This is a genomic window from Cupriavidus sp. FW216-B1 (assembly GCF_058789195.1).
Genome location: NZ_JBYTEL010000012.1, coordinates 1 through 12,495 on the forward strand (window position 1 = coordinate 1; position 12,495 = coordinate 12,495).

Here is a 12,495-nt window from a genome sequence, read left to right on the forward strand (position 1 = left end):
CCTACTTTCTTTTCGGGGAAAAGAAAGTAGGTCGCTCCGGGGGAGCGAAAGCCTTTGACTTTGACTTTGACGTTCAGAAGTGGACGTTAAGCAGTTGACTTCGAAGCTAAATAACTAAATTCAAAGCCTCTGAATATAAACCGCCAAGAAATCCAAAACTCCCCCAATCAAAAAAATCTACTGCCGGCCATTCCGCCGATTATCCGGCCACGGAGTATTGTAATTAGTCCGAAACGGATTAATATCAAGCCCCCCCCGCCGCGTATACCGCGCATAAACCGCCAGCTTCACCGGCCTGCACTCCCGCATCACGTCAACAAAAATCCTCTCCACGCACTGCTCATGAAACTCGTTATGGTTGCGAAACGAGATCAGATACTTGAGCAGCCCTTCCTGGTTGATCGGCGCGCCAACGTATCGGATCTGCACGCTGCCCCAGTCGGGCTGGCCGGTGACGAGGCAGTTCGACTTGAGCAGGTGCGACACCAGCGTTTCCTCGACCGGCGGCTCGTCCTGGTTCGCGTGCAGCAGGTGCGGCGCGGGTTCGTAGATGTCGGTCTCGATGTCGAGGCGGTCGAGCTGGATGCCGTCGAGTTCGCCCATCTTCTGGCTGCCGAGGTCGGCCTCGTTCACCAGGCGGACCTGCACGGTGCCGCCGGTGGCTTCGGAGAGGTCGTGGTGCAGCAGTTGCTGCACGGCCTCGGGCGAGGCGATCTTGCTCTGGTTGAACGAGTTCAGGTAGAGCTTGAACGACTTGGACTCGACGATGTTCGGCGTGTCGGCGGGAATGATGAAGCTGGCCAGCGCGACCTGCGGCTTGCCTTTCAGGTTCAGCCACGACAATTCGTAGGCGTTCCAGATGTCCACGCCGAAGAAGGGCAGGGCGCGGCCTTCGGCCAGGCCGATCTCGGTGCGCTTGGGCTGGCGCGGGATCGGGAACAGCAGCGTGGGATCGTATTCGGTCTTGTAGGCCGAGGGCTTGCCCAGCGGCGAGTGTTCGGGGAGGCTCATGGGGGCTCCGGGGCGGTGGGTCTTCTCCCTCTCCCGCTGGCGCGGGAGACGGGAGGAAGACCTCGGCTATCGGTCAGGTGGCCGGGCAGTCCGGCGTTTCGGCAAATCAGGACAGGAACAGCTTGTACACCGGATTCTCCGTCTCTTCCCAGTGTACGTAGCCCAGCGTGGCGAGGAACGCGCGGAACGCGCGTTTCTCGTTCTTGGGCACCTGGATGCCGACCAGGATGTTGGACGTGTCGCCACCCTGGTTGCGGTAGTGGAACAGGCTGATGTTCCAGTTCGGGCTCATGCTGGAGAGGAAGCGCATCAGCGCGCCCGGGCGCTCGGGGAACTCGAAGCGGTACAGCAGTTCGTCGTGCGCGAGCGGCGAATGGCCGCCGACCATGTAGCGGATGTGCTGCTTGGCCAGTTCGTTGTTGGACAGGTCCACCGTCTCGAAGCCGTGGCGGCGGAAGCCCGCGGTGATCTTCTCGTTTTCCGCGCGGCTGCTGATCTGCACGCCGACGAAGATGTGCGCGGTGCTGTTGTCGGCGATGCGGTAGTTGAACTCGGTCACGTTGCGCGTGCCGACCTGTTCGCAGAAGCGGCGGAAGCTGCCGCGCTCCTCGGGGATGCTGACCGCGAACACGGCTTCGCGCGCCTCGCCCACCTCGGCGCGCTCGGCGACGAAGCGCAGGCGGTCGAAGTTCATGTTGGCGCCGCAGGCGATGGCCACCAGGTGCTCGCCCTTGAGCTTCTCGCGCTCGGCGTAGAGCTTGAGGCCGGCCACGGCCAGCGCGCCGGCCGGCTCGAGGATGCTGCGGGTGTCCTGGAACACGTCCTTGAGGCCGGCGCAGATCGCGTCGGTGTCCACCAGCACGATCTCGTCGACCAGCTCGCGCGTGATGCGGAAGGTTTCCTTGCCGACCAGCTTGACCGCGGTGCCGTCGGAGAACAGGCCCACTTCCTTGAGTTCCACGCGCTTGCCGGCGTCCACCGAGCGCTTCATCGCGTCGGAATCCACGGTCTGCACGCCGATCACCTTGATCTCCGGGCGCACCGCCTTGATGTAGGAGGCGATGCCGGAGATCAGCCCGCCGCCGCCGATGGCCACGAACACCGCGTGCAGCGGGCCCGGGTGCTGGCGCAGGATTTCCATCGCGATGGTGCCCTGGCCGGCGATCACGTCGGGGTCGTCGAACGGGTGGATGAAGGTCAGCTTGTGCTTCTTCTCCAGTTCCACCGCGCGGTTGTAGGCATCGCTGTAGGAGTCGCCGTGCAGCACGATCTGCACCCATTCGCCGCCGCGCTCGCGCACCGCGTCGATCTTCACCTGCGGGGTGGTGACGGGCATCGCGATGATCGCCTTGCATTGCAGGCGCGCCGCCGACAGCGCCACGCCCTGCGCATGGTTGCCGGCCGAGGCGGCGATCACGCCGCGCCGCAGTTCCTCGGGCGTGAGCGAGGCCATCTTGTTGTAGGCGCCGCGCAGCTTGAACGAGAACACCGGCTGGGTGTCCTCGCGCTTGAACCACACCGAGTTGCCGGTGCGCGCGGACAACTGCTGGGCAAAGGTGAGATCGGTTTCCTGCGCCACGTCATACACTTTGGTGGTCAGGATTTTTCTCAGGTAATCGGTTTTGCGGGTCATCGTGGACAGCCAGGGCAGGGATGGCGAAACCATCAATGATAAAGGATGGCGCGCCGCCCGATGCCCGCGCCGGCACCCGGCGCGCGCGCAGCGCGGGCCGCGCAGCGCGCCGGGAGCAGGCTGGCGCACGTGCCCGGCGCCCGCACCGCGGCGGTGCAGGCGCCGGCGTGGTGCAGCCCGCGCGGCCGCGCACCATGTAGGACGGCGCCCGGTGGACGCTGTCAAAACACTCTGATACGGTGTAGCGCAATGCCTCCCTTGCCTCTCATCGAACCCGACACGGCGCTGTTCCTGGATTTCGACGGTACGCTGGCGGACCTCGCGCCCCGCCCTGACCTGGTACGGGTCGAACCGGAACTGGTGGGGACCCTGCGCGCCCTGCACCGCCACCTGGACGGCGCCGTGGCGCTGGTGTCCGGGCGGCCCATCGCCGAGCTCGACGACTTCCTCAAGCCCCTGCAATTGCCCGCGGCTGGCGTGCACGGCGCGGAACTGCGCGACGCCGGCGGCCGCAGCCTGCGCGAGCCCGATCCGGGCGTGCCGCTGCTGCTGCCGCCGCTGCAGGCGCTGGTGGCGGCGCACGCGGGGCTGCAGCTCGAACGCAAGTCCGTCGCGGTCGCGGTCCATTACCGCGCCGCGCCCGAGCTGGAGGGGCTGGTGCGCGACTTCGCCGCGCGCCTGGCCGCCGGCGCGCCCGGCATCGAGGTCCTGCACGGCAAGATGGTGGTGGAGCTCAAGCCGGCCGGCATCGACAAGGGCGGCGCCATCGACACCTTCATGCGCGGCCCGCCGTTCGCGCGGCGCCGGCCGCTGTTCGCCGGCGACGACATCACCGACGAAGCCGGCTTCGCGGTGGTGCGCCGCCTCGGCGGCCTGGGCGTGCTGGTCGGCGAGCGGCCCAGCGCGGCCACCGTCAGCGTGGCCGGGCCGGCGGCGCTGCGCTGCTGGCTGCACCGCTCGGCTAAGGCGCTGGAAGTCATGGCGGCGGCCGGCAACATGCCCACGGCGCCCACGGCGCCTACAGCGCCCGCTTCGCACGCTTCGCCTACGCCGTCCGCGCCACCCGCCGAGTCCGCCCCCACATCCACGACGACGCCTTGAGGGAGAAATCGCTGTGAGCCAATCATCCACCGAGGACAGCCAGCCGCGTGCCGCCGGCGCCACCCGCCACCATGCCGATCCCTCGCTCTCGCTGGGCATGATCGGCAACTGCGCGATCTCCGCGCTGGTCGACGGGCGCGGCCGCTACGTCTGGTGCTGCCTGCCGCGCTTCGACGGCGATCCGGTCTTCAACGCGCTGCTCGACCCGGGCGAGAACGCCGGCCACTTCGCCATCGAGATCGAGGATTTCCAGGAAGCGCAGCAGTGGTACGAGCCGAACACCGCGGTGCTGCGCACGCGGCTGACGGACCGCCACAACAACTGCATGGAGATCACCGATTTCGCGCCGCGCTTCTTCCGCCTGGGCCGCTATTTCCGGCCGACCACGCTGATCCGGCGCATCCGCCCGGTGCGCGGCGCGCCGCGCGTGCGGGTGACGGTGGCGCCGCGCTTCGACTGGGGCCGCGTGGCGCCCGAGATCACGCGCGGCAGCAGCCACGTGCGCTATATCGGCGACGGCATGACGCTGCGCATGACCACCAACGCGCCGCTGACCTATGTGCTGTCGCGCACGCCCTTCCTGCTCACGCGCAGCCTCGACTTCATCCTCGGCCCCGACGAGACGCTGCAGGGCGGGGTGGAGGAGATCGCGCGCGACTTCGAGCAGGAGACCACCGCCTACTGGCGCCTGTGGAGCCGCCGCCTGGCGGTGCCGCGCGAATGGCAGGACGCGGTGATCCGCGCCGCCATCACGCTCAAGATGTCGCTGTTCGAGGAGACCGGCGCCATCGTCGCGGCCATGACCACCAGCATCCCGGAGGCGCCCGGCAGCGGCCGCAACTGGGATTACCGCTTCTGCTGGCTGCGCGACGCCTTCTTCGTGATCCGCGCGCTCAACAGCCTGTCCGAGGTGGGCACGATGGAGGACTACCTGCGCTGGCTGTCCAACGTGGTGATGCAGTCCAAGGACGGCCACATCCAGCCGCTGTACGGCATCGGCCTGGAGCTGGAGCTGCCCGAGAGCGTGCTCGATCACCTCGCCGGCTACCGCGGCATGGGGCCGGTGCGCGTGGGCAACCAGGCGCAGGAGCACTTCCAGCACGACGTGTACGGCAACGTGGTGCTGGGCGCGGCGCAGGCGTTCCACGACCACCGCCTGCTGCACCGGGGCGGCGCGGCCGAGTTCCGCGTGCTGGAGACCGTGGGCGAGCAGGCGGTGCGCGTGTTCGGCACGCCCGACGCCGGCATGTGGGAGCTGCGCACGCGCGCGCGCGTGCACACCTCGTCGGCGCTGATGAGCTGGGCCGCGTGCGACCGCCTGGCCAAGATCGGCGACGCGCTGCAGCTGGCGGGCCGCGCGGCGTACTGGCGCCGGCACGCGGACGTGATGAAGGAGCGCATCGTGCGCGAGTCGTGGAGCGAGGAGCGCCAGGCGTTCGCCGAGAGCTTCGGCGGGCGCGAGCTGGACGCCAGCGTGCTGCTGATGGCCGAGGTCGGCTTCATCGCGCCGCAGGACGAGCGCTTCATGTCCACGCTCCGGGCGATGGAAGCCTCGCTGTGCGACGGGCCCTACATGCGCCGCTATGAGGCGCCCGACGATTTCGGCAAGCCCGAGACGGCGTTCAACATCTGCACCTTCTGGCGCATCGACGCGCTCGCCCGCGTGGGGCGCCGCGAGGAGGCGCGCGAGATCTTCGAGGCCATGCTGGCGGCGCGCAATCCGCTCGGCCTGCTGTCCGAGGACACCCATCCCGTCACCGGCGAGATGTGGGGCAATTTCCCGCAGACGTATTCGATGGTGGGCCTGATCAATGGCGCCACGCGCTTGTCGGCACCGTGGGACGCGGTGATCTGAGCCGGCGGGCGGGCCGCGGCGCCGCACCACAAAGGAAGACATGGGCAGACTAGTTGCGGTATCCAACCGCGTGGCCGACCCCCGCAACATCGCCGCGGGCGGGCTGGCGGTGGCGCTGGGCGAGGCGCTCAAGGCCACCGGCGGCGTCTGGTTCGGCTGGAGCGGCAAGATCGTGGAGACCGCGCAGGGCGGCACGCCGGGCGAGGGCGAGCTGCACATCCAGCAGGCCGGCAACGTCACGCTGGCCACGGTGGACCTGTGCCGCGAGGACCACGACGCGTATTACCAGGGCTACAGCAACGGCGTGCTGTGGCCGGTGTTCCACTACCGCATCGACCTGGCGGATTTCGATTCGGCCCACCTCAACGTGTACCGCCGCGTCAACCAGCTGTTCGCGCGCAAGCTCGCGCCGCTGCTGCGCCCCGACGACGTGATCTGGATCCACGACTACCACCTGATCCCGCTGGCGTCGGAGCTGCGCGCGATGGGCTGCGGCCAGCGCATCGGCTTCTTCCTGCACATCCCGCTGCCGCCGCCGCTGATCCTGGCCGCGATCCCGCAGCACGAGTGGCTGATGCGCGCGCTGTTCGCCTATGACCTGATCGGCTTCCAGAGCCAGCTCGACCTCGAGCATTTCTCGCGCTACGTGCAGCGCGAGGCGCAGGCCGAGCCGATGGGCGACAACCGCTTCCGCGCGTTCCACCGCACCGTGCGCGCGCAGGCCTTCCCGATTGGCATCGACGTGGACGAGTTCGCCGCGCTGGGCCGGGGCGACGAATCGCGCGAGACCTACGAGATGATGCGCGGCCAGTACGCCACGCGCCGGCTGCTGCTGGGCATCGACCGCCTCGATTATTCCAAGGGCCTGCCGCAGCGCCTGAAGGCGGTGCGGCAACTGATGGCGCAGTACCCGGAGAACCGCCGCAGCGCCACGCTGATCCAGATCGCCGCGCCCTCGCGCGAGACCGTGGACGCCTACGCCGACCTGCGGCGCGAGATGGAGGGGCTGTCGGGCGCGATCAACGGCGAGTACGGCGAGCTGGACTGGATGCCGGTGCGCTACATCCACCGCACCACCGCGCGCCGCCGCCTGCCGGGGCTGTGCCGCGCGTGCCGCGTGGCGCTGGTGACGCCGCTGCGCGACGGCATGAACCTGGTGGCCAAGGAGTTCGTCGCCGCGCAGGACCCGGACGACCCCGGCGTGCTGGTGCTGTCGCGCTTCGCCGGCGCGGCCGAGCAGCTGCGCGAGGCGCTGCTGGTCAATCCCTACGACATCAACGCCACCGCGCAGGCGATCCAGCAGGCGCTGCACATGCCGCTGGCCGAGCGCCAGTCGCGCCACCAGAAGCTGCTCGAGCGCATCCGCGCGCAGGACGTGCACTGGTGGCGGCGCGAGTACCTGCGGACGCTCTCGGAGTCGGACGGCAACTGACGGCGGGACGACGAGATGGCCAGGCGGCGCCGGCGCGGCGGCTGCCGGCCGGGCGCTCAGCCCGCCAGGTCGCCGGCCACGTCCACGTCACGGAAGGCGCCTTCGTCTTCGGTCGGGATGCGGATCACCGGCTGGCTTTTCAGCAGCGCGCGCGCGCCTTCGTCGCCGTCGAGCGCGAGCAGCGCCTCGCGCCAGGCCGCGCCGAACCCCACCGGATGCCCGCGTCGGCCGTCGCGCCACGGCGCGGCGATGGCCCCGGGCGTGGTGACGGCCAGCGCCACCGCGCGGATCAGCTCCGCGGACAGCCACGGCATGTCGGCCAGCGCCACCACCCAGCCGCGCGCGGCCGGCGTGGCGGCGATGGCCGCGGCCAGCGCGGCGCCCATGCCGGCCTCGGCGGCCGGGGCCTCGAGCACGCGGCAGCCGGCCGCGCGCAGCTCGTGCGCCAGCGCCGGGTGGCCCGGGCGGATCACGGCCAGCGCGCCGGGCAGCGTGGCGGCCAGCGTGCGCGCGCTGCGCCCGGCCACGGTGTGGCCGTCGGGCAGCCGGGCGAGCAGCTTGTTCTGCCGGCCGCTGGCGTCGAAGCGGCGGCCGTAGCCGGCCGCCAGCAGGATGCCGGTGGGCGGCCCGGCGGCATCGGGCGCCGCCCCGCTCACGAGTCGACGCCGCAGGAGCTGGCCGGGTCGGCGGCCAGCTCGCGCGCGGCCTTGGCGCCTTCGACCTGGAGGATGTCGGGCAGCGAGACGTGGTTCTTGGCGGCCACCACCTCGGCCAGGATCGAGATGGCGATCTCCGGCGGCGTGCGGCTGCCGATGTAGATGCCGACCGGGCCGTGCAGGCGCGCGAGCTGCAGGTCGTTGAGGTCGAATTCCTTGAGCCGCTCGCGGCGCGCCTGGTTGTTGCGGCGCGAGCCGAGCGCGCCCACGTAGAACGCGCGCGTGCGCAGCGCTTCCATCAGCGCGAGGTCGTCGAGCTTGGGGTCGTGGGTGAGGGCGATCACGGCGCTGCGCTCGTCGAGCTTCATCTCCATCACGGTGTCGTCCGGCATGGTGCGCACCATCGTCACGCCGGGGATGTCCCAGGTCTCGGTGTATTCCTCGCGCGGGTCGCACACCGTGACCTGGAAGCCCAGCCCGACCGCGATCTGGCACAGGTACTTCGACAACTGCCCGGCGCCGATCACCAGCATGCGGTAGCGCGGGCCGTGGATGGTGAGCAGCGTGCGGCCGTCGAAGGCCAGGCCGTCGGTGGCCTCGGCGTGGCCGAGCGTGGCGCGGCCGCTGGCCATGTCCAGCGAGCGCGCCACCAGCCGGCCTTCCTCCACCGCGGCCAGCAGTTCGGCCAGCCCGCTGGCGGGGCCGAGCGGCTCCGTCACCAGTTCGATGGTGCCGCCGCAGGGCAGGCCGAAGCGGTGCGCTTCCTCGGCGCTGATGCCGTACTTGACGGACTCGGGGCGCGCGCCGGCGATGCCCTCGCGCCGCACGCGGTCGATGAGGTCATCCTCGATGCAGCCGCCCGAGACCGAACCGACCACCAGGCCGTCGTCGCGCACCGCCAGCATGGCGCCTTCGGGCCGGGGCGACGAGCCCCAGGTCCTGACCACCGTCACCAATAGCGTGCGGTGGCCTTCGGCCATCCAGCGCACGCTGCTTTTCAGGACTTCGAGATCCACGCTGTCCATGATCGTTTCCGCTTCGATTCACCGTTCTGTTCACCGGGCGCGCCGCCGTCGACGGCCGGCGCCCCATCCGTGGCGGTATCGTCCGCCGTTGCTGTCTCCCCCTGCGCCTGGGCTTCTGCCTGCGCCTGCGGGTCGCCGCCCAGCGCCGCCGTGAAGCGGTCGAAGAAGGCGTCGGCCATCTTGCGCGCGGCCGCATCCACCAGCCGCGAGCCGATCTGCGCGATCTTGCCGCCGACCTGGGCGTTGACCGTGTAGGTCAGCAGCGTGTGCTCGCCTTCGGGCGCCAGCGTCACGTGCGCGCGGCCCTTGCCGAAGCCGGCTGCGCCGCCCTGTCCGTCGAACTGGATGGTGTAGCTGTCGGGCGCCTGGATGTCCTGCAAGGCCATGCGTCCCTTGAAGCGCGCCTTGACCGGGCCGACCGCCGCGGTCAGCGCCAGCAGGTAGGCGTCGCCGAGGTCGCCGTCAGGCTCGATGCTCTCACATCCCGGGATGCACTGCTTGAGCAGGGCCGTGTCGTTGAGGGCTGCCCAGGCGGCCTGCTGCGCCACCGGCAATTGCCTGGTCTGTGTCATTTCCATGATGGGGCGGTCTCCTTGTCTTGTCTGCCGGGTCTTGTCTGCAACGGGTGCGTGGCGGGCGGCGCGTGGCGCGGCTCGGCCAGCAGCGCCTCGAGCGCGAACAGGCTGTCCAGGTTGTGGGCCGGGCGCAGCGCGTCCACGTGGGGCAGGATGGCCTGCACGCCACGCGCGCGCGGCGTGAAGCCGGCGTAGCGCAGCAGCGGGTTGAGCCACAGGATGCGGTGGGCGAAGCGGCGCAGGCGCGCCATTTCGGTCTCCAGCAGGCCGATGTCCTCGTGGTCCAGGCCGTCCGTGACCAGCAGCACGGTGGCGCGCCCGGACAGCGTGCGGCGCGCCCACTGGCGGTTGAACGCGGCCAGCGCGGCGCCGATGCGGGTGCCGCCGGCCCAGTCGCGCACCTGGCCGGCGATGGCCTCGACCGCCTCGTCCGGGTCGCGCTCGCGCAGCGCGCGCGTGATGTTGGTCAGGCGGGTGCCGAACAGGAACACCGAGAGCCGCTCGCGCGACTGCATCAGCGCGTGGCAGAAGTACAGCACCGCGCGCGAGTACTGGCTCATCGAGCCGGAGATGTCGAGCAGCAGCACCAGCGGCGGGCGGCGCTCGGCCTGGCGGCGGAATTTCCAGCGCAGCCATTCGCCCTGCTGGCGCACCGCGAGCCTGGCGCTGGCGCGCAGGTCGGCGCGCGGCCCGCTGGCGGCGGCGCGCAGGCGGCGCGTGCGCTCGGTGGCCAGGCGTGCGTGGCGCGCGCGGATCATGTGCCGCAGCGCGCGCCATTCCTCGGCGCCGAGCGTCTCGAAATCGCGCTGCGCGAGCCGCTCCTGCGCCGAGAAGGTGAGCGGGGCGCCGAAGCGTTCCCCGGTTTCCCCGTTCTCCTTTTCGTGCCGGGCGGCCCGGGGCGGCTGCCGCGCGGCCAGCGCGTCGGCCAGGCGGTTGCCGCGCCGCGGCGGCGGCGTGCCCGCGTCCACGCGCGGCAGCAGCAGCGCGCGCAGCTTGCCTTCCCAGTCGGGGTCGCGCCAGAACAGGTCGAAGGCGGCGTCGAACAGGGGCCGCTGGTCGGGGCCGCCGACCATCAGCGCGGCCATCGCCGCGCGCACTTCGTCGCGCCGGCCGATGTCGACGTATTGCAGCGCGTCCAGCGTATCCGCCGCGTGCGCCGGCGACAGGCCGAAACCGGCGTCGCGCAGCAGCCGCACGAAGTGCGCGACGTTGCGCGCCAGCATGGGCAGGGCGCCGGCGGCGGGCGTGCCGGCGGGCGTGGCGTCGGGGTGCAGCCTGGGCATGGCTCAGCCTCCCGGCGCGCCGGCCAGCAGCTCGGCCACGGTGGGGCCGTCCACGCGGGCGAGGTCGTCCTGGTATTTCAGCAGCACGCCCAGCGTGTCGCGCACCGACTGCGGGTCGAGCTCGCTCACGCCGAGCGCGGCCAGCGCGCGGCACCAGTCGATGGCCTCGGCGATGCCGGGCGCCTTGAACAGGTCGATGCCGCGCAGCCCGTGCACGAAGCCGATGGCCGCGAGCTGCAGCGCGGCGGCGGCCTCGGGCGCGCGCGCGGCGACGATCTGCAATTCGCGCTCGCGCTGCGGATAGCCCATCCACTGGTACAGGCAGCGCCGCTTGAGCGCGTCGTGCACCTCGCGCGTGCGGTTGGACGTGACCACGATCAGCGGCGGCCGCTCGGCCTGCACCACGCCGATCTCGGGAATCGACACCTGGTATTCGGACAGCACTTCCAGCAGGAAGGCCTCGAACGGCTCGTCGGCGCGGTCGATCTCGTCGATCAGCAGCACGCGCGGCATGCCGGGCGCGGCCGGGTCGGGCAGCAGCGATTCGAGCAGCGGGCGCTTGAGCAGGAAATCGTCGTGGTAGAGCGACTGCGCCTCGGGCCGCTCGCCGCGCGCCTCGGCCAGGCGCAGCGCCATGATCTGGCGCGGGTAGTCCCACTCGTAGAGCGCGCTCGACGCGTCCAGCCCTTCGTAGCATTGCAGGCGCAGCAGCCGCGTGCCGAGCGCGCCGGCGATGGCGCGCGCCAGCGCGGTCTTGCCCACGCCGGGCTCGCCTTCGAGGAACAGCGGGCGCTGCATGCGCAGCGCCAGGTAGAGCACGGTGGCGGTCTCGCGGTCGGCGAAGTATTGCTGCGCCTCCAGCAGGGCGGCGGTGTGGTCGATGGAGGTGGGGAGCATGGTGTTGGGGGCGCGGAGCGAGGCGGTGGGTTTGCGTGGGCTTGGTGGTGCTGCAGGCGCTGGCCTTCTCCCCCAGCCCCTCTCCCGCGTGCGGGAGAGGGGAGAATACCGACGGTGCCTGCATTGCTGTCGGCGTGCTCCCCTCTCCCACTTGTGGGAGAGGGGTCGGGGGAGAGGGCGGGCGCCCGCCAGTGTGAAAGCGCCCGCGCGGCCTCAGCCGCCGCCGGCCTGCTCCACCGCCCGCGCCGCCAGCACCGGGATCAGGTGCGCGCGGTACTCGGCCGACGCATGCAGGTCGGCGTTCAGCCGGCCCGCGTCCACCGTGACCGCGCGCGCCGCCGCCGGCGTGAAGCTGGCCGACAGCGCCTGCTCCAGCGGCGCGCAGCGGAACACGCTGTCGGCCGCGCCGGTGACGGCCACGCGCACCGCGTTGCCGAAGCGCGCCACCATCACGCCGACCAGCGCGAAGCGCGAGGCCGGGTTGCGGAACTTGACGTAGGCGGCCTGCCCGGGGACGCGGAAGCGCACGGCGGCGATCAGCTCGTCGGGCTCCAGCGCCGTCTCGTAGAGGCCCTTGAAGAAGTTGTCGGCGGCGATGTTGCGGCGGTCGGTCACCACCGTGGCGTCGAGCGCGAGCACCGCGGCCGGGTAGCACGCGGCGGGGTCGTCGTTGGCCAGCGAGCCGCCGAGCGTGCCCATCGCGCGCACCTGGCGGTCGCCGATGCCGCCGGCCAGCGCGGCCAGCGCGGGAATCGCCCTGGCCACTTCCGCGCTGGCGGCGACGTCGGCGTGGCGCGCGGCCGCGCCGATCACCAGCTCGCCGTTGTCCATGCGGATGTCGGCCATGCCGGCGATGCGCGACACGTCGATCAGCGCCGACGGCGCCGCCAGCCGCAGCTTCATCGCCGCCAGCAGGCTCTGGCCGCCGCCGAGGAACTTGGCGTCGGGGTCGCGCTTGAGCGCGGCCACCGCGGCCCTGGCATCCGCGGCGCGTTCGAAATGGAATGCGTACATGGTCTGCCTCCGG

11 protein-coding genes are annotated in these 12,495 nt (G+C 71.1%); 3 read left to right on the plus strand and 8 right to left on the minus strand.

Annotated features, from left to right (window positions below; all coding sequences use genetic code 11):
* Positions 1-177 precede the first annotated feature (177 nt).
* On the minus strand, positions 178-1,011 hold the full coding sequence (queF, locus tag AC3WXD_RS22715; protein ID WP_020205857.1) for an NADPH-dependent 7-cyano-7-deazaguanine reductase QueF: 834 nt from the start codon (positions 1,009-1,011) through the stop codon (positions 178-180).
* 106 nt (positions 1,012-1,117) lie between these two features.
* A complete protein-coding gene (ilvA, locus tag AC3WXD_RS22720; protein ID WP_492324746.1) occupies positions 1,118-2,644 on the minus strand; it encodes a threonine ammonia-lyase, biosynthetic in 1,527 nt (508 codons plus the stop codon).
* A 249-nt stretch (positions 2,645-2,893) separates the two neighbouring features.
* On the opposite strand from ilvA, the gene otsB reads away from it, so the two are divergent.
* From otsB to otsA, 3 genes are all read left to right on the plus strand, one after another.
* The gene (gene otsB / locus AC3WXD_RS22725) at positions 2,894-3,745 is read left to right on the plus strand and encodes a trehalose-phosphatase (RefSeq protein ID WP_492324747.1); all 852 of its coding nucleotides are present in this window, start codon (positions 2,894-2,896) and stop codon (positions 3,743-3,745) included.
* A gap of 97 nt (positions 3,746-3,842) precedes the next feature.
* Positions 3,843-5,600: a glycoside hydrolase family 15 protein gene (locus tag AC3WXD_RS22730; RefSeq protein WP_492324807.1), complete on the plus strand. Its 1,758-nt coding sequence runs from the start codon at positions 3,843-3,845 to the stop codon at positions 5,598-5,600.
* A 40-nt stretch (positions 5,601-5,640) separates the two neighbouring features.
* On the plus strand, positions 5,641-7,032 hold the full coding sequence (otsA, locus tag AC3WXD_RS22735) for an alpha,alpha-trehalose-phosphate synthase (UDP-forming) (protein ID WP_029044212.1): 1,392 nt from the start codon (positions 5,641-5,643) through the stop codon (positions 7,030-7,032).
* 56 nt (positions 7,033-7,088) lie between these two features.
* On the opposite strand, the gene AC3WXD_RS22740 is transcribed toward otsA, so the two are convergent.
* From AC3WXD_RS22740 to AC3WXD_RS22765, 6 genes are all read right to left on the minus strand, one after another.
* Positions 7,089-7,688: a nucleotidyltransferase family protein gene (locus tag AC3WXD_RS22740; RefSeq protein WP_492324748.1), complete on the minus strand. Its 600-nt coding sequence runs from the start codon at positions 7,686-7,688 to the stop codon at positions 7,089-7,091.
* Complete coding sequence (locus tag AC3WXD_RS22745; protein WP_020205863.1) at positions 7,685-8,713, minus strand: XdhC family protein; 1,029 nt, start codon at positions 8,711-8,713, stop codon at positions 7,685-7,687. The genes AC3WXD_RS22740 and AC3WXD_RS22745 overlap by 4 nt, the downstream gene beginning before the upstream one ends.
* Positions 8,686-9,291: an SRPBCC family protein gene (locus AC3WXD_RS22750; RefSeq protein WP_492324749.1), complete on the minus strand. Its 606-nt coding sequence runs from the start codon at positions 9,289-9,291 to the stop codon at positions 8,686-8,688. Before AC3WXD_RS22750 ends, AC3WXD_RS22745 begins: the two co-directional genes overlap by 28 nt.
* Entirely contained in the window at positions 9,282-10,571 is a 1,290-nt protein-coding gene (locus AC3WXD_RS22755; RefSeq protein WP_492324750.1) for a vWA domain-containing protein, read from the minus strand. Before AC3WXD_RS22755 ends, AC3WXD_RS22750 begins: the two co-directional genes overlap by 10 nt.
* A gap of 3 nt (positions 10,572-10,574) precedes the next feature.
* Positions 10,575-11,468 carry an AAA family ATPase gene (locus AC3WXD_RS22760; RefSeq protein ID WP_492324751.1) on the minus strand — a complete coding sequence of 298 codons (894 nt, stop codon included), beginning with the start codon at positions 11,466-11,468 and terminating at the stop codon, positions 10,575-10,577.
* Between the two features lie 213 nt (positions 11,469-11,681).
* Positions 11,682-12,482, minus strand: coding sequence for an FAD binding domain-containing protein (locus AC3WXD_RS22765; RefSeq protein WP_020205867.1), 801 nt, complete (start codon positions 12,480-12,482; stop codon positions 11,682-11,684).
* Positions 12,483-12,495 lie beyond the last annotated feature (13 nt).